Below are 22880 nucleotides of genomic sequence, written 5' to 3'. Positions count from 1 at the left end.
GTGTGAGCGTAACAAAAGAATGAGCCAGCCGCCTGCCACTCTCGCGCCCGTTCGGGGCAAGGCGCGCATCGACGTGCTCGATATCCTGCGCGGGCTGGCGATCCTCGGCATCTTCTACATCAACGTGCCGTATATGGCGGCGCCGGTCTGGCAGTTCTCCGCCGACATCCGCTCGGTCGGCTGGAGCGGCGCGGACCAGAGCGCCTGGGCGGCGATCAACCTGCTCGTCGCCGGGACGCAGCGCTGCCTTCTCCAGTTCCTGTTCGGCGCAGGCATGATGGTGATGGCCCGCCGCGCGATGGAGCCCGAGGGACCGGTCGCCGTCGCCGATCTCTATTACCGGCGCAACCTGTGGCTGCTGGCCTTCGGGCTGTTTGACGTGTTCTTCCTGCTCTGGCCCGGGGATATCCTCCACATCTATGCGCTGGCGGCGCTGTTCCTGTTCCCGTTCCGGCGGCTGGGTCCGCGGGTGCTGCTGGCGCTGGGGCTGGGCTGGGCGGTGCTGTTCACCATCGGCATCCCCGAACATGGCGCGATCCAATATGTCGAGCGCAGCCGGCTGACGGCCGAGGCGACCACGGCGATGGCGCACCAGCGCGACGGCGTGGCGCTGAGCCAAGGCGACAGGGCGGCGCTGGCCGACTGGCAGCAGATTGCGGCGCAGGCCAAGCCGGGCGCCGAAACGGTGCGGCTGATGGCCCGCGAGCAGAAGGCGCACGCCGGCGGGCTGCTGCCCTATGCCGCGGAGGCGTGGCGCTATTGGGAATATCTCGCGCAGCAATGGCTGGTATGGGACGTGATCGAGGCGTTCTGCACGATGCTGATCGGCGTCGCTTTGTGGAAATGGGGCGTGATCCAGGGGCAGCGCAGCGCGCGCTTCTATTGGGGGCTGCTGCTGGTCGGCTATGGCTTCGGCTTTGCGGCGCGCGGCGTCGGCATCGCCGAGACGTTCGCGTTCGACGCGATGCCGCGCAGCCTGTGGGTCACCGGTGAGCTGGCCAGGCTGGCGATCGGGGCGGGGCATCTCGCCGCAGTCAATCTGCTCGTGCGCGCGCGCTTCGGTGCCGTGCTGCTCGCGCCCTTCAAGGCGGCGGGGCGGATGGCGTTCTCGCTCTATTTCCTCCAGCAATTCGTTGGGAAATACATCCTGTTCGCGCCCTGGGGGCTGCTTGGCTGGGGCACGTTTGGCTGGGCGGCGATGGCGGGGATCGCGACTGTTGGAATCGCCGTGCAGCTGGTGATCGCCAACCTGTGGTTCCGCGGCTTCGTCAGCGGGCCGCTGGAATGGCTGTGGCGCAGCCTGGCCTATGTGAAGGTGCAGCCGCTGTTGCGGACGGCTGAGGCGTAGAACTCCTCCCCCAGCTTGCTGGGGGAGGGGTACCATGCGCAGCAGGGAGGGGCGGGGCCGCAAGGCGCGGGCTTGCTCACAACTCAGGACCACGCCGTCTTCGCGGCGCCTCTCCACCACGCCCTTCGGGCGCGGTCCCCCCCGAGCGAAGCTCGGGGAGGAATTTGAGACTTTACTGCGCCGTCGCCGTGCCGGGCGCGCGGAAGGCGTGGCGGTCTGCGGTGCGGACGGGAGTTTCGTCTACCCGGAAGGCGCGCGCATGCTCGGCGAGGCGATCGACCTGATCGGAGAGGTTGCGCGCGGCAGCCGAGGTCTGCTCGACCATCGCAGCGTTCTGCTGGGTCGAACGATCCATCGCGCCGATCGCGACGCTGATCTCGCCGATCGCGCCCGACTGCGCCTGGTTGTCGCTGGCGATGGTCGAGAGCAGGCCATGGACCTCGCCGACGGTGCCGACGATCTCGGACAGCGCATTGTCGACCTTGCCGACCGCGTCCACGGCATCGACGATGTCGGTCTGGGTGGCGGTGAGCTGGCCACGGGCGCGGGCAGCCTCTTCTTCGGAGCGCATCGCCAACGCCGAAACGAGATCGGCGACGACGGCGAAGCCGCGACCGGCTTCACCGGCGCGGCCGGCTTCGACCGCGGCGTTCATCGCCAGAACGCGGGTCTGGAAGGCGATCTTGTCGAGGCCTTCGATGACCGAGTCGATGCCCTTGGTGCCTTCGTTGACGCGGTGCATCGCCTCGACGGCGTTGTTGGCGACCGCGCGGCCGGTATCGACCACCGAGATCGCGCGATCGGCGCGCTCGACGGTGCGCGTCGCGGCGGTGGCGGTCTCGCTGATGCGGCCGTTCATCTGGGTAATCGCGGCGGCAGTCTCTTCGAGGCTGGCAGCGTTGCTTTCGGTGCGGCGGGCAAGGTCTTCCGAGGCGACGGCGATCTCGGTCGAGCCGCTGCGAATGGTGTTGGTGCTCTCGAGCACGGTGCCGACCAGCGACGACAGGCTTTCCATCGCCTGGTTGAAGTTCGCCTTGAGCTCGGCATAGCCATTCGGGAAGTCCGCGCCGATCTTCGCGCCGAGATCGCCGGTGGCGACGCGGCGGAGCGTGTCATTGAGCAGCGCCATCGCGGTTTCGCGCTCGGCATCGGCGACGCGGGTGCTCGCCTCCATTTGCTGCTTGGCGATCGCGGCGTCGCGGAAGGTGACCAGCGCCTTGGCCATGCGACCGATCTCGTCGGCGCGGTCGCGGCCGGCGATCTCGATGCTGGTCGCGCCGCTGGCGAGCGCCTGCATCGAGGCGTCCATCGTGCCGAGCGGGCCGAACATCTTGCGGCTGATCGCGAAAATCGCGGCGCCGACGAGCAGCGTGACGATCAGCACGCCGATCGCCATCGACCAGCGCAGCGAGGCGACGGCGGCAAGCGCCTCGTCTTTCGAGAGGCCGACATAGAGAATGCCGATGGTCTTGCCCGATGCGTCCTTGATCGGATCATAGGCAGTGTAGAAGGGCTTGCCGAGAATGTCGGCATCGCCGCGGAAGGTCTCGCCCTTGCCGAGCACGGCATCGCGCGCTGGACCCGCGGCGAGCGGGGTGCCGACGGCGCGGCTGCCATCGGGCTTGGTGACGTTGGTGGTGATGCGCTTGTCGCCGAGGAAGACGGTAGCGGTGCCGCCGACGAGCTGCTTGACCAGATCGACCGGCGCGGTGTTGTCGTTGAGCTTGGTCTCGCCGACGAACAGGCTGTCGCCCTCGACGCGGAAGTCGCTGCCATAGCCCTTGAGCACTTGCCAGGCGACCCGCATGTTGGTTTCCTGGCGCTGCGCGGCCTGGGCACCGGCATCGGCGGTGATCGCGCGATCGGCGATGGTGAAGATGGTCAGCGCGAGCGTGAGAAGCGCGGCGAGTGAGATCGCCGTCGTCTTGGTGGCGAGCGAAAGGGCGTTGAACTTGGCGAGCATGCGTTCCTCGGGATACAGGGCCGCGCGGAACGCAGCCGGTAATCCTTCCCTTATAGGAAGCTACGCAGAAGCCCGGGGACGTTAACCTAAGATTGTTGCGCGATGGCAGCTAGTTGTTAGGCCGAACTCAGTGCCCTGCGGCCGAAGGGTCAGGCTTTTCGGCGGGCCCGGCGGGCTTGCGCAGGAAGACAACGAGCGGGACGGACACCGCCGTGACGATCGCCATCAGCCAGAAATCGTTGAGATAGGCGATCATCCCGGCCTGACGGTTCACTTCCGCATCGATCATCCCGGTGACCACTGCGCCGGAAACGCCGAGCGCCTGCGCCGCGGCGCCGACGCCGTTCATCGTCGTCGTCGTGACGTGCTCGCCGAGATATTGATGGCTGCGCTGGATGCTCTGCGCGAGGATCGCGCTGACCGCCGAGATGCCGACCGAGGCGCCGACATTGCGGGTGAGGTTGAGCAGGCTCGATCCCTCGGTGCGGAAATGCGGAGGCAGGCCGGCAAAGGCGAGGCCGTTGAGCGGCATGAAGACGAGGCCGAGGCCGAGCCCCTGGACGAAGCCCGAGAGGATGAAGGGTGTGCTGCCCATCATCAGCGTCCAGCCCGACATTTCCCAGAGCGAGAAGGCCGCGATGGCAAGGCCGATCCCCACCGACCAGCGCGGATCGAGCCAGCCGCGCTGGATCAGCTGCGCCCCGGCGAACATCGTGAACACCACGCCGACGCCGCGCGGCATCAGCATCAGGCCGGTGTCGAACACCGAATAGCCATAGAGATTCTGGAGCATCGGCGGCAGCAGCGCCATCGTCGCCATCATCACCAGGCCGATGACCAGCATGAAGAAGATGCCGGTGACGAGGTTGCGGTGCTTCCACAGTTCACGCTCGAACATCGGATTCTTGGCGGTGAACAAATGGACGATGAACATCCACAGGGCGATGATCGCGGCCAGCATCTCCACCCAGATCTCGGTCGAGGAGAACCAGTCCTGATCCTGCCCGCGATCGAGCATGAGCTGGAGCGAGGCGATGCCGATCGACAGCAGCGAAAAGCCGAACACGTCGAACGGCCGCTTGCGGATCTCGCGCGACGGCAGCAGCCACCACAGGATCGCGAAGCAGACCACGCCGACCGGAAGATTGACGTAGAACACCCAGCGCCAATCGAAATTGTCGGTGAGATAGCCGCCGATCAGCGGGCCCATGATCGGTCCGACCATGATGCCCATGCCCCAGATCGTCATCGCCTTGGGCTGGTCCTGGGGCTTGTTGATGTCGAGCAGCACGGTCTGGCTGAGCGGGTTGAGGAACGCCGCGGTGATGCCTTGGAGGATGCGGAACAGCACCATCTCCTCGAGCGTCTGCGCCGCCCCGCACATCGCAGAGGCGATGACGAAGCCGACGGTCGAGACGAGGAACAGGTTGCGCGAGCCGACCCGGTCCGACAGCCAGCCGGTGATCGGGATCGCGATCGCCGAGGCGACGATATAGCTGGTGAGCACCCAGTTGATGGTGTCGCGGGTAGCGCCGAGCGACGCCTGCATGTGCGGGATGGCGACGTTGGCGATCGTCGTATCGAGGATCTGCATGATCGTCGCCATCATGACGCCGAGCGTGAGCAGGCCCTTATAGTTTACCGGAAGCGCGGCGCCGCCGGCTTGCGGAGCGGCGGGCGCCGCCGCCGCCGGGCCGGCGCGGCCGGGGGCTGCGGTCGCCATCTCAGTCGCAGGCGCCGTCGAACTTGACGTCGACATCGGCGGAGAGGCCGGCGATCATCTCGCGCGGGGCCTTGCCGTCGATAGCAATGCGCACCGGCACGCGCTGCGTCACCTTCACCCAATTGCCATTGGCGTTCTGCGCCGGAAGCACCGAGAATTCAGAGCCGGTGCCGGCACCGATCGACTCGACATGTCCCTTGAGACGAAGCCCATGATAGGCGTCGAACGTGACGATCGCGCACTGGCCGACGCGCATGCGATCGAGATCGGTTTCCTTGAAGTTGGCTTCCACCCATGCCGGCTTGCTCGACACGATCGTGACCGCGGGAAGGCCGGTGATCATCTGTGCGCCGACCTGAAGGCTCTTGGTCTGGCTGACGATGCCGTCGATCGGTGCGCGCACATCGGTGCGCGTGAGATTGAGCCGGGCCTGGTCGAGCTGGACGCGCGCGGCGGCGATCGCCGGGTTCTGCCCCGGAACGGCGGCGCCGGTGGCGAGCTTGGCGCGCGCCTCGGCTGCGCTCGACTGGGCGTTCTGGAGCTGGGCGCGCGCCTGTTCGAGCGCGTGCTCGGCGGCCTGGAAATTGGCGCGGGTAGTGAAGCCCTGCTTCATCAGCGCGGCCTGGCGGCCGTAATTCTCCTGCGCGTTGACGATGACGTCGCGCGCGGCCTGGATGTCGGCGTTGGTGCCCTGATAGCTGACCTGATCGGTCTGCAGCTGGACCTGCGCCGCGGCGATCGCCGCCTGCGCCTGCTCGACCTGGATGCGATAGGGCTCGGGATCGATGCGGAACAGCAGGTCGCCGGCCTTGACCGCCTGATTCTCCTTGACCCCGACCGCGACGATGCGGCCCGCGACATCGGTCGACACCGAGACCTTGTCCTGCGCGACATAGGCATTGTCAGTCGACACCGAATGCCCCGAGTTCAGCCAGAAATAGCCGACGATCGCCAGGATGATCAGCGGTACGCCGAACATCAGCAGCGGACGCAGCCAGCTGCGCTTGCGGACAGGCGCCTCCTCCACGACGATCGGCGCTTCGGCGGGCTTCTGGATCTTGGGGTCTGCGTCAGCCATGGGCGGCCTCGTTGCTCTCTTGGACTGGGCTTAGATTGGCGCGGATCGCATTGAGCGATGCCACGAGTTCGTCGCGTTGCCGGGAGTTCAACCCCTGAAGCAATTCTTCGATCAATTCGCCGGCGAGCGAATGGAGGTCTTCGAGCACCGGGCGCGATTTCTCGGTGAGGTGGAGTCGCCACGCACGGCGATCGGCGGGATCGCGGCGGCGCTCGACGAAACCAGCCTCCTCGAGCCGATCGATCATCCGGCAGCAGGTGATCGGCTCGACTTCGAGCAACTCCGCGAGCTGTCCTTGGTTTAGTCCCTGGCGGCGCTCGAGGATCTTGAGCACGCGCCACTGGGCGACGCTCGCGCCGCTCGCACGTGCGCGCTCGTCGAACCGACGGCGCAGCAGGCGCGAGACATCGCTCAGCAAAAAGCCCAGGGTTTCGGTCATGGCGCGCACATAATAAGCAGGCTCATCAATTGCAATATAGGACGCAAGTTTATTTGTGCAACGCAGCATTTGGACGGAGAGAGCAATGCCCGAGGAAGTGACCGGTGGGTGCATGTGCGGCCGTGTCCGGTATCGCGCGACGATCGAGGACGACGACGCCTATCTGTGCCATTGCCGGATGTGTCAGCGCGCCACCGGCGGGGTGTCGATTGCGTTCAAGAACGTTTCGAAGACCGCGGTCGCCTGGGAGACCGAGCCCGAGCGCTATGTTTCCTCGCCGATCGCGCGGCGCGGCTTTTGCGCGCAGTGCGGCACGCCGCTCACCTATGAGGCGCAGGATCATGCCTTCATGGATCTGACCGTCGGCAGCTTCGACGATAGCGCCCGGTTCAAGCCGGTCGAGCATTCGGGATGCGAGAGCTGGCATCGCGACTGGCTTGACACCAGCGGGCTGCCCGCCTCACGGACCGACGAGAACGCAAGCATGGTCAAACGCTGGATGGACGCACTTGGCAAACTTCCCGATTGAAACGCACCGCTTCGCAAGCTTCGACGGCGTCGAGCTGGCCTGGCACGAAATGGGCGACCCGGAGGGGCGGCCGGTCGTGCTGATCCACGGATATTTCTCAACCGCCGAGGTCAACTGGATCAAATATGGCCATGCCGAGAAGCTGGCCGCCAAGGGCTTCCGGGTGATCCTTCCCGATCTGCGCGGCCATGGGCAAAGCGATCGGCCGCACGATCCCGCCGCCTATCCGCCCGACGTTCTGATGCGCGACGGCTTCGCACTGCTCGAGCATCTCGGGCTGAGCGATTACGATCTGGGCGGCTATTCGCTTGGCGGGCGGACCACGCTGCGGATGCTGGTAAACGGCGCGACGCCGAGGCGCGCGGTGCTTGCGGGCATGGGGCTGGCCGGGCTGACCGACACGCGCGGCCGCGGCACCTATTTCCGCCGCGTGCTCACCAATCTGGGGAGCTTCGAACGCGGTAGCTCGGAATGGCTGACCGAGGCCTTTCTCAAGACCACCAAGGGCGATCCCGAGGCGCTGCTGCTGATCCTCCAGACCTTTGTCGACACGCCCGAGGCGGAGATCGCGGCGATCCAGGTGCCGACGCTGGTGGTCACTGGGGGCGAGGATTTCGATAATGGCTCGGCGCAGGAAGTCGCGGACCTGCTGCCCGACGGCAGGTTTGTGGAGATACCCGGCAACCATATGAGCGCCGTGACGCGGCCCGAGCTGGGCGACGCGATCGTGGAATTTCTGGCGGGCTGAGGGTTCTCCCCGAGCCGGAAGGATCGAGGACCGCCTTGACCGCGCTCACCGCCCGCGCGACTGTCGGGGCATCCAAGAATCCAGAGGGCTCCCCACCATGATCCGCACCGGCATTTCGATGCTTGCGCTCGCCGCGTTCTTCGCCACGCCCGCCGTCTCGCAGACCACCCCGCCGGCCGCGCCTGCAGCGCCCGCACCACAGTCCGCGCCGACGGCTTCTGACGCGCAGGCGTTCCTCGATCGCGTCCAGAAGGAAGTGACCGAGTTCAACCTCACCTATCAGAAGATCGCCTGGATCAACGCGACCTATATCAACGATGATACCGACGCGCTGGCTTCCGAATATGGCGCGCGATCGACCGAGATGTCGGTGCGCTATGCGATGGAGGCGGCGCGCTTCCAGACCGCGCCGGGACTGAGCGTCGAGCAGAAGCGCCAGCTCACCATGCTTCGCGCCGCGCTGACGCTGCCCGCGCCGACCACGCCCGGCGCCGCGCAGCAGCTCTCGGACCTCTCGACCAAGCTTGGTTCGATGTATGCCAAGGGCAAGGGCACGCGGGGCGGCAAGCCGATCAACGGCAGCGATATCGAGGCGGCGATGGGCGAGAGCCGCGATCCGGCCGAGCTCAAGGAAATGTGGCTGAGCTGGAACGACCAGGTCGGCGCCCCGATGCGCGGCGACTATGCCAAGATGACCGGCATCGCCAACCAAGGCGCCAAGGACCTCGGCTTTGCCGATGCCGGCGCGCTGTGGCGCTCGGGCTACGACATGTCGCCCGACGAGTTCGCCAAGCTCACCGACAAGCTCTGGGACGAAGTGAAGCCGCTTTATGTGGCGCTGCACACCTATGTCCGCCGCAAATTGAACGAGAAATATGGCGATGCGGTTCAGGCCAAGACCGGCCCGATCCGCGCCGACCTGCTTGGCAATATGTGGGCGCAGGAATGGGGCAACATCTACGATGTCGTCGCGCCGAAGGGGTCGGGCGACCTCGGCTATGAGATCGGCGACCTGCTGACCGCCAAGGGCTATGACTGGAAGAAGATGGTCCAGACCGGCGAGGGCTTCTATTCCTCGCTCGGCTTCACCCAGCTCCCCGAGACCTTCTGGCAGCGCTCGCTGTTCCTCAAGCCCGCCGACCGCGAGGTGCTGTGCCACGCCTCGGCATGGGACCTCGACGAGAAGGACGATGTCCGCATCAAGATGTGCATCAAGGTGAATTCGGACGATTTCGTCACTATCCACCACGAACTCGGCCACAATTATTATCAACGCGCCTATAAGGGCCAGCCGCAGCTCTATCGCAACGGCGCGAACGACGGCTTCCACGAGGCGATCGGCGATTTCGTCGCGCTTTCGATCACGCCCGATTATCTCGTCCAGATTGGCTTGCTCGATCAGGCCAAGGTGCCGAGCGCCGACAAGGATACTGGGCTGCTGCTGCGCCAGGCGATGGACAAGGTGGCCTTCCTGCCGTTCGGCCTGCTGATCGACAAATATCGCTGGAGCATCTTTTCGGGCCAGATCCCGGCCAGCGGATACCAGGCCGGCTGGGACAAGTTGCGGCTGCAATATCAGGGGATTGTGCCGCCGGCGCCGCGCGACGAGACGCGTTTCGATGCGGGCGGGAAGTATCACGTTGCGGGCAGCGTGCCCTACACCCGCTACTTCCTCGCGCGGCTGCTCCAGTTCCAGTTCTACAAGGCGGCATGCGATCAGGCCGGCTGGAAGGGCCCGCTGCATCGCTGCTCGTTCTACGGCAACAAGGAAGTCGGCGCGCGGTTGAACAAGATGCTCGAAATGGGCGCGTCCAAGCCCTGGCCCGAAGCGCTGCAGGCGTTCACCGGCACCCGTGAAATCTCGGGCAAGGCGATGGTCGAGTATTTCGCGCCGCTCAAAAAGTGGCTCGACCAGCAGAACAAGGGACAGCCCCAGGGGTGGTGAAGCTGCTGATTGCGCTGGCGATCGCCCTGGCCCCGGCTTCGGACGGGATTTCGGCGTTCGCCGGCGGCCGGGTCAAATCGCCCGACGGCGCATGGTCGGTCTGGGCCGCGGCGACCAACGAAGATGCCAATGAGGTTGCGGTCGCGCGGCTCAACGGGCCCGGCGTGAAGAACCGCGAACTGATGCGGTTTGCGCGCAGCATCGACGTTGTCTGGCCAAGCGAGCCGGGCAGGGTGATGCTGGTCCAGCGGACCGAGCATTTTGCGACGCTCTACGTCTTTACGCTGGGTGCCGCCGAAACCGGCTCGGACTGGCTGCAGAGCGATATCGAGCGGGCGATGGCGGCGCGCTGGCCGCGACTCGCCAGCATCGAGAACCGGCGGATCGCCTTTGGCCGGCAAGGTGGTGCGACCTGCGTGCTCGTCGAGGAAACGGGGCTGCCCGCGGGCCGGGCTGCGGGCAGCGTCGATGCGCGCCGCGGCGCCTTCCGGCTCGATCTTGCGGCGAAGCGGGCGATGCCGGTGCGCGGATGCCTCGGCGCGCGCATCGACGCGGCCGCGGCGGAGCGATAGGGTCGCCTCCGAAACAGGGAGAGATTCGCAAAATGAAGAAATATGCACTTGCGCTCGCGCTGGCGGGCGTGCCGACGAGCGTCCTCGCTCAGGCCGCCCCGGCAACCGGACCGGTTTCGGTAGAGATCGTCGCTTCGGGCAAGATCGAAGTCCCTGCGCAGCGTTTCCGCATTTCGGTGAAGCTCACCGGCAAGGGGAAGGACGAGGCCGCGGCGGGCGTCGCGCTGGCGGCAAACCGCGCCAAGCTGCTTGCGGCGATGAGCGCGCTCAGCATCCGCGAGGCGCAGGCTGACGCGAGCGCGGTGCCCTCCTCGATCAGCAGCCTGATGTCGATGTTCGGCGGGCGCAGCAAGCCGACCTTCAGCATGGAAGCCGTTGAGGAAAACAGCGACGCGGAGCCGCAATCGACGGCCACCGAGACGCTGATGTTCGATGCGCCGAGCCGCGCCGCCATCGCCAGCGCCAAGCCCTCGATCGAGGCCAATAGCGGCGTGCTCGAAGACGACGTAATCCCGCTGCTTGCCGACTATCTCGTGCCCACCCGCCAGGCCAAGGCCGCGGCGATCAAGAATGCCCAGATCGAGGCCGATGCCTATGCCGCGTCGCTGGGTCTGCGCCGGGCGAGCGTTTCCAAGATCAGCGAGCGACAGGATATCGCCGCGAGCGCGTTGGGCTTCGTCACCCAGCTGATCTCGATGTTCGCGCCCAAGTCCGAGCAGAAGTCGGACGAAGTGACGGTACTCGCCAATCTCACGGTCGAGTTCCAGCTCACCCGCTGAGCCGGATTACTCCGGCAGCGCGTCGGGGATCGTGTTTTCGTCCGCGATCCCCGCGTCGAACTCCGCCGAACTGTCGGCGCCGTCGGGCTGATGCGCGTGCGGCGCGTCGCTGTCTTCCGGGCTCTTTTCGGGATCGGTCATCCTGGTCTCCTTTACGCCCCAACGCGCCGGCGAGGCGCCGTATCCGATCAGCGGAACGGCGGCTCGTTGAAGGCGCGCAGCTTACGGGAGTGTAGCTTGGCACCCTCGCGGCGGAGCTCCTCGCAGGTCTCGATGCCGATCTTGAGATGCTCGGCGATCGCGCGCTCGTAGAAGCGGTTGGCCTGGCCGGGCAGCTTGAGTTCGCCGTGGAGCGGCTTGTCCGAGACGCAGAGCAAGGTGCCATAGGGGACGCGGAAGCGATAGCCTTGCGCGGCAAGCGTCGCGCTCTCCATGTCGACGCCGACCGCGCGGCTGAGCGAAAAGCGTAGCGCGGTGGTCGAGTAGCGCAGCTCCCAGTTGCGATCGTCGGTGGTGACGATCGTGCCGGTGCGCAGTCGTTGTTTGAGTTCGTCCCCCGACTGGCCCGAGACCGTCTCGGCGGCGCGGGCGAGCGCGAGCTGGACCTCGGCGATCGCCGGGATCGGGATCTCGGGGGGTAGCACGTCGTCCATGATGTGGTCGTCGCGCAGATAGGCGTGGGCCAGGACATAGTCGCCGATCCGCTGGCTGGGGCGCAGCCCGCCGCAATGGCCGATCATCAGCCAAGCCTCGGGACGCAGCACCGCGAGGTGATCGGTGATCGTCTTGGCGTTGGACGGGCCGACGCCGATGTTGACCAGCGTGATGCCCGATCCGTCCTTCGCCATCAGGTGATAGGCCGGCATCTGGTGGCGCCGCCAGGCGCTGTCGGAGATCAGCCGGTCCATGTCGTCGGCGCTCTCCACGACGATGCCGCCGGCGCCCGAGACGCCGGTGAAGCGGCTGCCCTCACCCAGCTGCGCGCATGCCCAGCGGACGAATTCGTCGACATAGCGGTGATAGTTGGTGAACAGGATGTACTGCTGGACGTGCTCGGTCGGCGTGCCGGTGTAGTGGCGCAGCCGGGCGAGCGAGAAATCGGTGCGCAGGCCGTCGAACAGCGCGAGCGGGCGGACGCCGTCGGGCGAGGCCCAGAGCCCGTCGGCGATCTCATCGCCGATATGCGCGAGTTCGGTGGCCGGGAAGTGCCGCGCCAGCTCGAGCGTCGAGACCTGGTCGAGCCGCAGCGCGTGGCCGGGATCGAGCACGTAGGGAAAGGGGATTTCCTGGCGGCCCGGGCGCGCCTGGACCTGGACGTCATAGTCCTCGATCAGGAAGGTCAACTGCTCGATCAGATAGTCGGCGAACATCGCCGGCTTGGTGACGCTGATCCGATAGTCGCCGGGATCGACCAGTCGGCCGAACGAGCGGGGCGGGGCGGGGCGATCGCTGCCGCCGCGATAGGTCAGCCGGATTTCGGGATAGGCGAAGCTGCCGTCGTGGCGGCTCTGCGGATCAGGCGGCGTGCCGTCGGAGAGATAGCGATTGAGCGCGGCCTGGAGGCGCTCGACGGAGGCGCGATAAAGCCGATCGAGTTCGGCGACGATGTCGGATGCTTGAGTCATCTACCACGGCTAATGCGTGAAGATGACGCTGGCAAGTCCAGGGCCAGGCCGCTCCCGCTTGAGAGGGGGAGCGGCCCTGTGCGTTACTTCTTGCTGGTGGTCGGCTTGTCGCCGCCAAGCTGGGTGGCGGCATAGACGGCACCGCCCACCGCGGCGGCCGCACCGGCGGCGATCGCCGCTGCTGCAACCGGATGTTCCTTCACTGCTTCGACGGTGGCGTCGACTGCATCGCCGATCGCTTCCTGGGCGCTGGCAATGAAGCTCTTGGTCGAATCCTGGCTCTGGCTCGCGCCTTCGCCGGCAGTGCTGTTGGTGTTGGCCATGGCGTGTCCCTTTCAAAAGAGTGCCAGGGTTCAACTCCCGCCGCGCGTCACCGTTCCGCAGGCGGACCGATTGTTACAGCCGGCCGAGCATATAATCCGCCGAGCTGACTTCGAACTGGCCGGGCGCCTCGACGTTGAGCTGCTCGAGGACACCGTCGTTGATCACCGCCGAGTAGCGCTTGCCGCGCATGCCGAGGCCGAAGCCGGAGCCGTCCATTTCAAGGCCCAGCGCCTGCGCGAACGTGCCATTGCCGTCGGCGAGCATCGTCACCTTGTCGTCGACGCCAGCAGATTTGCCCCAGGCGTTCATCACGAACGCGTCGTTGACCGCGGTGCAGGCGATCTCGTCGATCCCCTTGGCCTTGAGTTCGTCGGCCTTTTCGACGAAGCCGGGCAGGTGCTTGGCCGAGCAGGTCGGCGTGAAGGCCCCGGGCACCGAAAAGAGCGCGACCTTGCGACCGGCGAAATATTCGTCCGAGCCGATCTGCTCGGGACCGTCCTCGGTCGCCTTCACGAGTTGAGTCGTGGGAATGCGGTCGCCAACCTCGATGGTCATCAAGCTCTCCTGTTTCGAGTCTGTCCTTCCAATCGGCGTGCCGCGCGTGATTTTCAAGCGTGGCGGAGCCGATGGCGTGGCGGTAAGTTGACCGGGCATGGAGTCGACGCTTTACCTCACCGGACAATTCCTGCTGGCGATGCCCGGCATCGGCGATCCGCGCTTCGAACGCGCCGTGATCGCGATGTGTGCGCATGACGAGGAAGGTGCGTTGGGCATCGGCATCGGCGAGACGATCGACGGGCTGACGCTGCACGACCTGCTCAAGCAATTCGATATCGAGCCCGGCGAGGCGCCTGACACGCCAGTGCATTTCGGCGGGCCGGTCGAGCCGCGGCGCGGCTTCGTGATCCACTCCACCGATTGGGGCGGGCAGGACACGATCGACGTCAGCGGGCGCTGGGCGCTGTCGGGCACGATCGACGTGCTCAAGGCCATCGCCGAGGGCAATGGCCCCAGCCACTGGCTCGTCGCGCTCGGCTATGCCGGTTGGGCCGAGGGGCAGCTCGACACCGAGATGACCCGGCACGGCTGGTTCAGCACGGCCGGCGATACCGAGCTGCTGTACGATGTCGATGCCGACGATCGCTGGGTCCATGGCTTCGCCAGCGCAGGGATCGATCCGCGGCTGCTGGCCAATCGCACCGGCACCGCCTGACCCGCTGCAGGACCGTGCTGTAAGGATTGTGCAGCAATTTGCTTGCTGGACGGGCACGTAGCGCTGTACGTGACACTCCGATGACAGCTCCTCCGACGGACCGGTCACGGGATCGCCGGATCGAGGATCCGACGAATCTCTGGATCATACATCCTGCAGGCCGCCGCCTGCTGCCGTGGTTCCTTGCCCGCCGGATATCGGCCAACGCCGTGTCGGTGGCAGGGCTGTGTCTTGGCGCGATGGCGGCGCTGGCCTATGCGAACTGGCATGCCTGGCCGTTCGCGGTAGTCGGGCTGTTGCTGTCGGTCGGCTGGCTCATCTTTGACGGGCTTGACGGGATGGTCGCGCGTGCGACGGGCACGGCGAGCCCGCTGGGCCGCGCGCTCGACGGGCTGTGCGACCACGGCGTCTTCGCGCTGATTTATCTCGGCCTGGCGATCTCGGTCGGCACGGTCGAAGGCTGGGCGCTGGCCTGGGCCGCAGGCGCGGCGCACGCCGTGCAATCCAATCTCTACGAAAGCGAGCGCGCCCGCTTCCACCGGCGTTGCGCCGGGATTGCGCCGGTGGCGCCGGCGCCGAGCCGCAATCCGCTGGTGATTCTCTACGATCGAGTCGCGGGCTCGCTGGATCGCTTTGCCCTGCGCTTCGATACGGTCCTGCAGCGCCAGCGCGATACCGGGCCGCTGGCCGCGCGCTACGGCGCCGAGGCGACTCGGCCCATGCGGCTGATGAGCCTGCTCACCGCCAATGTGCGCGTCTATGCGATCTTCCTCGCCTGCCTCGCCGGCAATCCGCGGATGTTCTGGTGGTTCGAAATCGTGCCGCTCACGGCGGTGCTGATCGTCGGGCTGACGTGGCACCGGATGGTCGAGGGCCGGCTCATCCGGAGCATGGGCGCCGCGCCCGAACAGCATTCCAACTCTGAACCCTCACCCACTCAAAGGACGTGAAGAAGTAATGTCGAGCATCAACATCGCCGTAGTCGGCGTCGGCAACTGTGCCAGTTCTCTCGTCCAGGGCCTGTCCCATTACCGCGACGGCGCGAACGACACGGTCGGACTGATGCATTGGGACCTGGGCGGCTACCGCCCCAGCGATATCCAGGTGGTCGCAGCCTGGGACGTCGACAAGCGCAAGGTGGGCAAGGATGTCGCCGAAGCGATCTTCGCCAAGCCCAATTGCACCGCGATCTTCTGCGAATCGATCGAGCCGACGGGCGCGGTCGTACGCATGGGCAAGATCCTCGACGGCGTCGCCGATCATATGGCCGAGTATAACGACGATCGCACCTTCATGCTCGCCGACGCGAGCGAGCCGACCAAAGCCGAAGTCATCGCCGCGCTGCGCGAGACCAAGGCCGACGTGCTGATGAACTATCTGCCGGTCGGATCGCAAGAAGCGAGCGAGTTCTACGCGGAATGCGCGCTCGAAGCCGGCGTCGCGTTCGTCAACAACATCCCCGTTTTCATCGCCAGCAACCCGGAATGGGCGGCGCGGTTCGAGAAGGCCGGCGTCCCGATCATCGGCGACGACATCAAGGCGCAGCTGGGCGCGACCATCGTTCACCGCGTGCTGACCGATCTGTTTGCCAAGCGCGGCGTCAAGCTGGAGCGCACGTACCAGCTCAACACCGGCGGCAACACCGACTTCCTCAACATGTCGAACCATCGCCGGCTCGCTTCGAAGAAGATCTCGAAGACCGAGGCCGTCCAGTCGGTTGCGGCCGAGCGGCTCGAGGACGAGAACGTTCATATCGGCCCGTCGGACTATGTGCCGTGGCAGAACGACAACAAGGTCTGCTTCCTGCGCATGGAAGGATCGATGTTCGGCGGCGTACCGATGAACCTCGAACTGCGCCTTTCGGTGGAAGACAGCCCGAACTCGGCCGGCGTCGCGATCGACATGATCCGCTGCGCCAAGCTGGCCAAGGATCGCGGCATCGGCGGCCCGATCGACGCCGCTTCGGCCTATTTCTGCAAGCATCCGCGCATCCAGATGACCGACGATCTGGCGCAGCTTGCCGTCGAAGAGTTCATCGCAATCCATTGAGATGATCACCACGGCGATCTTGCTCGCAGCGGGCGAGGGCAGCCGCCTTCGCGCCGCTGCCCCGTTCAAGCCGCTATGCACCGTGGCCGGGCGCGCCTTGCTCGGCCACGCGCTGCATGGGCTGGCGCAAGCGGGGCTGACGCGCGCCATCGTCGTGCTCGGCTATGGTGCCGAGCAGATCGAGGCCTATCTCGCCGGCCAGGCATGGCCGCTTAAAGTCGAGACGGTGCGAACCGGGGACTATAAGCGGCCCAATGGCGTATCGCTGCTGGCGGCCGAGCCGCTGGTTGCGGGCGAGGACGCCCTGCTCGCGATGTGCGACCATCTCGTCGATCCTGCCCTCTATCGCCGCGTCGCGCTCGCGGGCGCGGGCGGTGGCGCACGGCTGGCGATCGACCGCCGCGTAGAGAGCGACTGGGTCGATCTCGACGACGTCACCTGCGTCGAGAGCGAAGGCGATCGGATTATCGGGATCGGCAAAGGGCTGGCAGTCTATGACTGTTTCGACACCGGCGTCTTCGCGATCTCGGCTGCGCTGTTCGCAGCGCTTCATGGGCTCGACAACCCGTCGCTGACCGAGGGCATGCGCGTGCTTGCGGGCGCTGGAACGGCGCGGATCGTAGAGTGCAGCGATCTGGACTGGATCGATGTCGACGATGCGCCGGCGCTCGAAAAGGCCGAACGCTGGAAGGCGGCTGCTCCGCTTGCACAGGCGAGCTAGCAACACCGCCCCGATAGCCTCTGCGCTCGCGCCCACATATAAAGATATCTTTATATCCCGACTTGCGCGTCGGCCTCCAAAAGAGTAGGGCGCGTGCCAATCGCGGCCGGCGAGTCCGGCGCGCGCCCATTTTACCTCTGCTGGAGATGCAGCCCGTGGCTACCGTGCTCGACAAGAACGACTATGTCATCAAGGACATCGAACTCGCCGCTTTCGGCCGCAAGGAAATCGAAATCGCCGAGACCGAGATGCCCGGCCTGATGGCCCTGCGGCAGGAATTCGGCGCATCGCAGCCGCTCAAGGGCGCGCGCATTACCGGTTCGCTGCACATGACGATCCAGACCGCGGTGCTGATCGAGACGCTGACCGCGCTCGGCGCGCAGGTCCGCTGGGCGACCTGCAACATCTTTTCGACGCAGGATCACGCCGCCGCCGCGATCGCCGCTGCCGGCATCCCGGTGTTCGCCGTGAAGGGCGAGAGCCTGGCCGAATATTGGGACTATGTCGGCGACATCTTCAACTGGGGCGCTGATGGCGACGGCACCACTGCCAACATCATCCTCGACGACGGCGGCGACGCCACGATGTTCGCGCTGTGGGGCGCCAAGCTCGAAGCCGGCGCAACGCTGGGCGAGCCCGAGAACGACGAGGAAGTCGAGTTCCAGCGCGCATTGAAGGCGTTCATCGCCAAGTATCCGGGCTACCTCACCCAGACCGTGCAGAACCTGAAGGGCGTCTCGGAAGAGACCACCACCGGCGTGCACCGCCTGTACGAGATCGCCAAGAAGGGCGAGCTGCCGTTCCCGGCGATCAACGTCAACGACAGCGTCACCAAGTCGAAGTTCGACAACCTCTATGGTTGCAAGGAATCGCTGGTCGACGCGATCCGTCGCGCCACCGACGTGATGCTCGCCGGCAAGGTTGCCGCAGTCGCCGGCTTCGGTGACGTCGGCAAGGGCTCGGCCCAGTCGCTTCGCAACGGCGGCGCACGCGTGCTCGTCACCGAAATCGACCCGATCTGCGCGCTGCAGGCGGCGATGGAAGGCTTCGAGGTCGTGACGATGGACGAGGCCGTCCAGCGCGCCGACATCTTCGTGACGGCAACCGGCAATGCCGATGTGATCACCGCCGATCACATGAAGGCGATGAAGCCGATGTCGATCGTCTGCAACATCGGCCACTTCGACAGCGAGATCCAGATCGCGGCGCTGTCGAACTATGAGTGGGACGAAGTGAAACCGGGCACCGACCTGGTCAAGTTCCCCGACGGCAAGCAGATCATCATCCTCGCCAAGGGCCGCCTGGTGAACCTGGGCTGCGCGACCGGCCACCCGTCGTTCGTGATGTCGGCGTCGTTCACCAACCAGACGCTGGCGCAGATCGAGCTGTTCACCAAGGGCGAGAACTACAAGAACGAAGTCTATGTGCTTCCGAAGCACCTCGACGAGAAGGTCGCGGCACTGCACCTCGAAAAGCTGGGCGTGAAGCTGTCGAAGCTGAGCGAGAAGCAGGCCGGCTATATCGGCGTGCCGGTCGAAGGCCCGTTCAAGCCGGATCACTATCGCTACTGAGGCGATAGCCCGAATGCGAAGGGCCGCGCTTCCCGAGGGAGGCGCGGCCCTTTTGCGTTGCGGGCAGAGGCTAACCGCAAGGGCTCAGCGGTAGCCGAGCAATTCGCGCAGGCCTGGGGCAGCGAAATTGACGAGCTTCTTCTGTACTTCCGGCAATTCGTCGGGGAATTCGATGTTGAGCCCGGTCAGGTTCTCACGCGCGGTGCCGCTCTGCTTGCGGTCCGATCCGACGCGGACCCGTTCGCGCCAGTCACCAGGCATATCGATGCCGCAGGCATCCAGCAGATTGGCAAAGAAAAATTCCGCGCCGCGCCCGTCCAGATCCTTCAGCTGGGCAACGAGCTCTTCATAGCGGACCAGATAGGCACCGGTGCCGAGCCACGCCACGGCGTTGTGGGTGAAGACGTCGATCATCGGCGGCGCCTTCTGATAGATGCCGAAGATCATCAGGTTGAGCAGCTCGTTGACGCTGAGCTCGCCCTGTTTGAGCCGGTCCACATTGCCGTGAAACTCGTCCGACAGAAAGAAGCGCGCGCGCGCGAGCACCCAGGAATAGGGATCGCGCACCAACAGGATCTTGCGCACTCCGGCCATTTCCATCGCGGAATCATCGGCGAAGAACAGGTGACCCCAGCTGAGCTGCGGCTTTTGCCGATCGAATGCGCTGAGATGCTGACCGAGATTGGCCCATTGGATGAACTGCGCGTGATATTGCTGCTCGACCGGCACGAACATCCGCACGATGTTGCGCAGCAAATGGCTGCCGCTCTTGGGCACGCTGTTGAGGAACAGGCCCTGGCGCAGCGGCGCCTGCTCGAAGCGAAGATTTTCCTCGTTCAGCGTATCGGGCTTCATCCGGACGAGAGGCATTGGCTTTCCTGACAAAAAAAAGACCGGCGGGGCTGCCGCCGGTCTGCCGTTGAACACTTGCGGCCGCAAGGCCGGGGCTCGCGGAGGAGCCCCGGCGCAGCGATCAGAAGCGCGACTTCACGCTGAGGAACAGGCGGCGCCCGAGCAGATCGTACTGCGACGAGAACGCGCTCTGGCCCAACGTCGTGATCTCGCCATTGCCGTAGGTCGAGACGCGCGGCGGCTTGGTGTTGAAAAGGTTGGTCATGCCCAGGGTGAGCTGCAGGTTCGGCAGCTCCTTGGTCAGCGAGACGCTGTGGTAAAACGTCGGCTTGGCGCGCAGCTTCTCGCAATAACCATCCGGATAGATCGCACTGGTGCGGCAGAGGCTGCCGGCCGGCGCGGTGCTGCTGGGATTGTCGTCGAGCCAGTCGCCGACATCGGACGTGCCGCCAACTACGTTCAGCCCGTAATAGACCGAGAAGCTGTCCTTCTCCCACGACAGGTTGAACTGGCCCGTCCAGATCGGCTCACCATCCTCGCCATTATACGACTGGCGCGTGCCCTCGTAGAGCTCGACATAGTCGGTGGCCTGCCAGGTCATTTCGGCGGTGAACGCCAGATTGCCCCATTTGCCAAGATTCTGGGAGATGTTGGCGGTGACGTCGATGCCTTCGTTCTTCTGTTCGTTGATGTTGATGTAGCTGTCCCGCACCTGGGTGATCGCCAGCGTGGTAGGATCGCGATCGAACTGGCCGCAGAGCGGATCGCCGGGATAGAAGTTCGAATTGTAGCACTGGCCGACCACATTGGCGGCGCCGAGCTGGCTGATCTCGCCCTTCACCTTGATGTTGAAATAGTCGACGGCGAGATTGATCTTGGTGTTCGGCAGGAAGTCGAACTTCGGCGTCAGGATGATGCTCGCGGTCTTCGCGGTCGAGGTTTCTGCCTTGACCACGCCCAGGCCGCCACCGGCGAGCACTTCGATGTTCGAGGCGGCACCGCCGGTGAAGTTCAGGTCGGTGATGCCCGCAGCAGCGCAATTCGCCACCAGGATGTCAGACGCGGACTTGGCCTCGATCTTTTCCTGCAGCCCGATGCACGGATCGATCGAACGGCGCGACACGAAGGCGGACTGATTGGCAAGGAATTGCTCGAACAAGGCAGGCGCGCGGTAGCTGGTGCCCCACGATCCGCGGAAGCGCAGGAAGTCCACCACCTGCCAGTTGGCGCCGACCTTGTAGGTCCAGTTGTTCTTGTCGGTGGCGGTTTCGCCGTCGGATTCACGCGTCGCCTTGAACTGGGTGTAGCGGCCCGAACCCGAGAGATTGAGCGCCTGGATCAGCGTGGTGTTGTGGATCAGCGGGATATCGACTTCGGCGAATGCTTCCTCGGTGATATTGTGGCCCGCAGTCACGCCCGACGAGGTAACGCCCCAGGCATTGTTGACGCAGCCATAGGGATCGTCGGCCACGGCGCCGCAGACGATGTCGCCGGGGCGGTCGTTGATCGAGTCACGGCGCCAGGTAACGCCCGCCGCCATCGACAGGTCGCCGGCCGGCAACTTGAACAGCGGGCCGTTCACGCTGAACTCGGCGTTGAGCTGCTTGTAGACGGTGCGGCCGGTGTCGGTGCCGAACAGATAGGCGCGTTCGGCGGCATTGGGATTGCCGGCGAGGAAGTCCGGATCGGTCCAGCGCACGTCGACACAGGGGACGCCGCGCACATCGGTGACTTCGCCGGGTTCGCACCCGCCGAGACGCCAGCTCTGCTGATCGATCGCGTCCTTGTAGATCTGGTCCTGCGTGTAGCGGCCGACCGACTTGCTGTACTGGACGAAGCCATCCCAGCGCCAATCGCGCAGGAACGAGCCGAAGTCGCCGCGCAGGCCGCCGACGGCGCGCCAATATTCGACCTTCTGGCTCGAATCGAAATGATCGGTGATCGGGGTGGGGCTGAGGAAGCCTTCGCCGGTGAAGCCCGAGGCGGGACCGCCCCAATCCTCGGTATACTGATAGTTCCAGAACTGGCGCGAAGCGTTCTGGGCGGTCTCGCGGCGGTTCCACAGACCCTCGGCATAGGCCTCGACATGCTCGCCGAGATGAATCGAGGCGTCACCGTAGAAGGTCAGGCGCTTGGTCTCCGGGATCACCGAATCCTGCTCATAGAACGGATGATAGAGGTGATCGATCGCGGCCGAGGCCGGATCATAGCCCATCTGGTAGAAATTGCTCGGCACGCCCAAGCCGATCGTCGGCCGCAGGTTCGGAACATAGTTGCCGAGATTTTCGCCCGGATAGGAATAGCCGCCACGGCCGGTGCGCAGCGAACCGCTGCTATAGTCGTAGAGGTAGATCTGGCCCCAGCTCAACTGCGAGCAGCGCGCCTTGCCAGTGCGGGGATCGGTGATGTCGATCCGCTGGTTGCTGCTGTTGAACACATAGTCCTGCGGGCAGCTCAGATAGCTGCGATCGCCGGTGGCGAGTTCCTTCTGGCGATAATAATCGGCAGCAAGCAGGACGTGGCCGCCCATGTCGCCACCCCATTCGGTGCCCCAGGCGCCGCTGATGCGATACTGCTCGCCGCCTTCATATTGCGGCACCGAACCGAACACGTTGAGTTCGATCCCCTTGGTCTTGGTCTTGGTGATGAGGTTCACCACGCCCGCGACGGCGTCCGAGCCATAGACCGACGAGGCGCCGTCCTTCTCGATCTGGACCTGCTGGATGATCGACTGCGGCAACACGTTGAGGTCGAACGCCGAGACGCCGCCGCGCGTGCCTGCCGGACCGGCACGGCGGCCGTTGAGCAGCACCAGCGTGCGATTGGCACCGAGGCCGCGCAGCGAGATGGTCGACGCGCCGGGACCGCCGTCGGTCACGAAATTCGACGAGATCGCGCTGGTGACCTGCGACGAGCCCGAAGCGATCGGGCTCGACTGCAGCATTTCGGCCGTGTCGATCACGCCCCGCTTCTCGGCGATCTCAGGATCGATGACTGCTATCGGCGACGGGCTGTTGAACGTCGAGCGGCGAATGCGCGAGCCGGTGACGACGATGTCGCCATCCTGAGTCTTCGGCGCCTCGGCTGCCTGCGTATCCTCGACGGGGGCATTGGCCTCGGGAACCTGGGTGTCCTGCGCGAACGCAGGCGCCGAGAGCAGCGCCAAACTTGCAAACGCAGCGGAGCTCAGCGCGCTTGCGCCGAGAAGCGATAATTTCATGGGGGTCCCCTGTTGCTTTTATGCATCTACGCTGAATGAATTCCGCAGCGGACTCAAGCCTTGCCGCGCATAAAAATGTCGCATTGCAGCAACACTTCTTGCGAAATCAAACCATCGGAAATGGATTGGAAACAGGCCGGTAATTCGCCGTTGCAAAATCGCGGCGTCCGGCGCTCGACCA

Annotated in this window: 21 protein-coding genes; 11 read left to right on the top strand and 10 right to left on the bottom strand. The window is 65.3% G+C overall.

Annotation, left to right across the window (positions count from 1 at the left end):
* The first annotated feature begins 19 nt into the window (after window positions 1-19).
* A complete protein-coding gene (locus AB2M62_RS09410) occupies window positions 20-1348 on the top strand; it encodes a DUF418 domain-containing protein (protein ID WP_404339703.1) in 1329 nt (442 codons plus the stop codon).
* Window positions 1349-1520: 172 nt separating this feature from the next.
* Here the strand turns inward: AB2M62_RS09410 and AB2M62_RS09405 are convergent, their stop codons facing one another.
* From AB2M62_RS09405 to AB2M62_RS09390, 4 genes are all read right to left on the bottom strand, one after another.
* Window positions 1521-3311: a methyl-accepting chemotaxis protein gene (locus tag AB2M62_RS09405; RefSeq protein WP_404339701.1), complete on the bottom strand. Its 1791-nt coding sequence runs from the start codon at window positions 3309-3311 to the stop codon at window positions 1521-1523.
* 127 nt (window positions 3312-3438) lie between these two features.
* On the bottom strand, window positions 3439-5034 hold the full coding sequence (locus tag AB2M62_RS09400; protein WP_404339699.1) for a DHA2 family efflux MFS transporter permease subunit: 1596 nt from the start codon (window positions 5032-5034) through the stop codon (window positions 3439-3441).
* Between the two features lies 1 nt (window position 5035).
* Window positions 5036-6112, bottom strand: a complete 1077-nt coding sequence (locus tag AB2M62_RS09395; RefSeq protein ID WP_404339697.1) for an HlyD family secretion protein — start codon at window positions 6110-6112, stop codon at window positions 5036-5038.
* The gene (locus AB2M62_RS09390; protein ID WP_404339695.1) at window positions 6105-6551 is read right to left on the bottom strand and encodes a MarR family winged helix-turn-helix transcriptional regulator; all 447 of its coding nucleotides are present in this window, start codon (window positions 6549-6551) and stop codon (window positions 6105-6107) included. Before AB2M62_RS09390 ends, AB2M62_RS09395 begins: the two co-directional genes overlap by 8 nt.
* Window positions 6552-6636: 85 nt before the next feature.
* Here AB2M62_RS09390 and AB2M62_RS09385 point away from each other — a divergent pair, with 85 nt between their 5' ends.
* The 5 genes from AB2M62_RS09385 (at window position 6637) to AB2M62_RS09365 (ending at window position 11124) form a co-directional block, all read left to right on the top strand.
* Window positions 6637-7080, top strand: a complete 444-nt coding sequence (locus AB2M62_RS09385) for a GFA family protein (RefSeq protein WP_404339693.1) — start codon at window positions 6637-6639, stop codon at window positions 7078-7080.
* Entirely contained in the window at window positions 7061-7828 is a 768-nt protein-coding gene (locus tag AB2M62_RS09380; protein WP_404339691.1) for an alpha/beta fold hydrolase, read from the top strand. The genes AB2M62_RS09385 and AB2M62_RS09380 overlap by 20 nt, the downstream gene beginning before the upstream one ends.
* A gap of 97 nt (window positions 7829-7925) precedes the next feature.
* Window positions 7926-9773, top strand: coding sequence for a M2 family metallopeptidase (locus AB2M62_RS09375; RefSeq protein ID WP_404339689.1), 1848 nt, complete (start codon window positions 7926-7928; stop codon window positions 9771-9773).
* The gene (locus AB2M62_RS09370) at window positions 9770-10345 is read left to right on the top strand and encodes a hypothetical protein (RefSeq protein WP_404339687.1); all 576 of its coding nucleotides are present in this window, start codon (window positions 9770-9772) and stop codon (window positions 10343-10345) included. Before AB2M62_RS09375 ends, AB2M62_RS09370 begins: the two co-directional genes overlap by 4 nt.
* A gap of 32 nt (window positions 10346-10377) precedes the next feature.
* Window positions 10378-11124 (top strand): SIMPL domain-containing protein, encoded by a 747-nt coding sequence (locus AB2M62_RS09365; RefSeq protein WP_404339685.1) that lies wholly within the window; start codon window positions 10378-10380, stop codon window positions 11122-11124.
* Window positions 11125-11130: 6 nt separating this feature from the next.
* On the opposite strand, the gene AB2M62_RS09360 is transcribed toward AB2M62_RS09365, so the two are convergent.
* The 4 genes from AB2M62_RS09360 to AB2M62_RS09345 all read right to left on the bottom strand — a co-directional run bounded on the left by AB2M62_RS09360 (window position 11131) and on the right by AB2M62_RS09345 (window position 13628).
* Window positions 11131-11265: a hypothetical protein gene (locus AB2M62_RS09360; protein WP_404339683.1), complete on the bottom strand. Its 135-nt coding sequence runs from the start codon at window positions 11263-11265 to the stop codon at window positions 11131-11133.
* 47 nt (window positions 11266-11312) lie between these two features.
* On the bottom strand, window positions 11313-12749 hold the full coding sequence (locus tag AB2M62_RS09355) for an AMP nucleosidase (RefSeq protein ID WP_404339681.1): 1437 nt from the start codon (window positions 12747-12749) through the stop codon (window positions 11313-11315).
* Between the two features lie 83 nt (window positions 12750-12832).
* Window positions 12833-13072 carry a hypothetical protein gene (locus AB2M62_RS09350; protein WP_404339679.1) on the bottom strand — a complete coding sequence of 80 codons (240 nt, stop codon included), beginning with the start codon at window positions 13070-13072 and terminating at the stop codon, window positions 12833-12835.
* A gap of 73 nt (window positions 13073-13145) precedes the next feature.
* Window positions 13146-13628, bottom strand: a complete 483-nt coding sequence (locus tag AB2M62_RS09345) for a peroxiredoxin (protein ID WP_404339677.1) — start codon at window positions 13626-13628, stop codon at window positions 13146-13148.
* Between the two features lie 97 nt (window positions 13629-13725).
* On the opposite strand from AB2M62_RS09345, the gene AB2M62_RS09340 reads away from it, so the two are divergent.
* From AB2M62_RS09340 to ahcY, 5 genes are all read left to right on the top strand, one after another.
* Entirely contained in the window at window positions 13726-14286 is a 561-nt protein-coding gene (locus AB2M62_RS09340) for a YqgE/AlgH family protein (protein WP_404339675.1), read from the top strand.
* A gap of 80 nt (window positions 14287-14366) precedes the next feature.
* On the top strand, window positions 14367-15236 hold the full coding sequence (locus tag AB2M62_RS09335) for a CDP-alcohol phosphatidyltransferase family protein (protein ID WP_404339673.1): 870 nt from the start codon (window positions 14367-14369) through the stop codon (window positions 15234-15236).
* A gap of 7 nt (window positions 15237-15243) precedes the next feature.
* The gene (locus AB2M62_RS09330; RefSeq protein ID WP_404339671.1) at window positions 15244-16335 is read left to right on the top strand and encodes an inositol-3-phosphate synthase; all 1092 of its coding nucleotides are present in this window, start codon (window positions 15244-15246) and stop codon (window positions 16333-16335) included.
* 1 nt (window position 16336) lies between these two features.
* Complete coding sequence (locus AB2M62_RS09325; RefSeq protein WP_404339669.1) at window positions 16337-17056, top strand: NTP transferase domain-containing protein; 720 nt, start codon at window positions 16337-16339, stop codon at window positions 17054-17056.
* A 146-nt stretch (window positions 17057-17202) separates the two neighbouring features.
* On the top strand, window positions 17203-18627 hold the full coding sequence (ahcY, locus tag AB2M62_RS09320) for an adenosylhomocysteinase (RefSeq protein WP_404339667.1): 1425 nt from the start codon (window positions 17203-17205) through the stop codon (window positions 18625-18627).
* Between the two features lie 84 nt (window positions 18628-18711).
* Here the strand turns inward: ahcY and AB2M62_RS09315 are convergent, their stop codons facing one another.
* Window positions 18712-19497 (bottom strand): hypothetical protein, encoded by a 786-nt coding sequence (locus AB2M62_RS09315; protein WP_404339665.1) that lies wholly within the window; start codon window positions 19495-19497, stop codon window positions 18712-18714.
* A 103-nt stretch (window positions 19498-19600) separates the two neighbouring features.
* On the bottom strand, window positions 19601-22699 hold the full coding sequence (locus AB2M62_RS09310) for a TonB-dependent receptor plug domain-containing protein (protein ID WP_404339663.1): 3099 nt from the start codon (window positions 22697-22699) through the stop codon (window positions 19601-19603).
* Between the last annotated feature and the right edge of the window lie 181 nt (window positions 22700-22880).

This window comes from Sphingomonas sp. MMS12-HWE2-04 (genome assembly GCF_044881185.1).
GTDB lineage: Bacteria > Pseudomonadota > Alphaproteobacteria > Sphingomonadales > Sphingomonadaceae > Sphingomonas.
The sequence above is the reverse complement of the archived record's forward strand: the minus strand, read 5'-3'. Positions and strand labels throughout refer to the sequence as shown.

Coding starts and splice junctions, on each gene's coding strand:
- AB2M62_RS09355 (WP_404339681.1), bottom strand. CDS start 12,749: ATGACTCAAGCATCCGACATCGTCGCCGAACTCGATCGGCTTTATCGC.
- AB2M62_RS09325 (WP_404339669.1), top strand. CDS start 16,337: ATGATCACCACGGCGATCTTGCTCGCAGCGGGCGAGGGCAGCCGCCTT.
- AB2M62_RS09405 (WP_404339701.1), bottom strand. CDS start 3,311: ATGCTCGCCAAGTTCAACGCCCTTTCGCTCGCCACCAAGACGACGGCG.
- AB2M62_RS09400 (WP_404339699.1), bottom strand. CDS start 5,034: ATGGCGACCGCAGCCCCCGGCCGCGCCGGCCCGGCGGCGGCGGCGCCC.
- AB2M62_RS09365 (WP_404339685.1), top strand. CDS start 10,378: ATGAAGAAATATGCACTTGCGCTCGCGCTGGCGGGCGTGCCGACGAGC.
- AB2M62_RS09340 (WP_404339675.1), top strand. CDS start 13,726: ATGGAGTCGACGCTTTACCTCACCGGACAATTCCTGCTGGCGATGCCC.
- AB2M62_RS09395 (WP_404339697.1), bottom strand. CDS start 6,112: ATGGCTGACGCAGACCCCAAGATCCAGAAGCCCGCCGAAGCGCCGATC.
- AB2M62_RS09410 (WP_404339703.1), top strand. CDS start 20: ATGAGCCAGCCGCCTGCCACTCTCGCGCCCGTTCGGGGCAAGGCGCGC.
- AB2M62_RS09310 (WP_404339663.1), bottom strand. CDS start 22,699: ATGAAATTATCGCTTCTCGGCGCAAGCGCGCTGAGCTCCGCTGCGTTT.
- AB2M62_RS09350 (WP_404339679.1), bottom strand. CDS start 13,072: ATGGCCAACACCAACAGCACTGCCGGCGAAGGCGCGAGCCAGAGCCAG.
- AB2M62_RS09345 (WP_404339677.1), bottom strand. CDS start 13,628: ATGACCATCGAGGTTGGCGACCGCATTCCCACGACTCAACTCGTGAAG.
- AB2M62_RS09335 (WP_404339673.1), top strand. CDS start 14,367: ATGACAGCTCCTCCGACGGACCGGTCACGGGATCGCCGGATCGAGGAT.
- AB2M62_RS09375 (WP_404339689.1), top strand. CDS start 7,926: ATGATCCGCACCGGCATTTCGATGCTTGCGCTCGCCGCGTTCTTCGCC.
- AB2M62_RS09330 (WP_404339671.1), top strand. CDS start 15,244: ATGTCGAGCATCAACATCGCCGTAGTCGGCGTCGGCAACTGTGCCAGT.
- ahcY (WP_404339667.1), top strand. CDS start 17,203: ATGCAGCCCGTGGCTACCGTGCTCGACAAGAACGACTATGTCATCAAG.
- AB2M62_RS09385 (WP_404339693.1), top strand. CDS start 6,637: ATGCCCGAGGAAGTGACCGGTGGGTGCATGTGCGGCCGTGTCCGGTAT.
- AB2M62_RS09360 (WP_404339683.1), bottom strand. CDS start 11,265: ATGACCGATCCCGAAAAGAGCCCGGAAGACAGCGACGCGCCGCACGCG.
- AB2M62_RS09390 (WP_404339695.1), bottom strand. CDS start 6,551: ATGACCGAAACCCTGGGCTTTTTGCTGAGCGATGTCTCGCGCCTGCTG.
- AB2M62_RS09315 (WP_404339665.1), bottom strand. CDS start 19,497: ATGCCTCTCGTCCGGATGAAGCCCGATACGCTGAACGAGGAAAATCTT.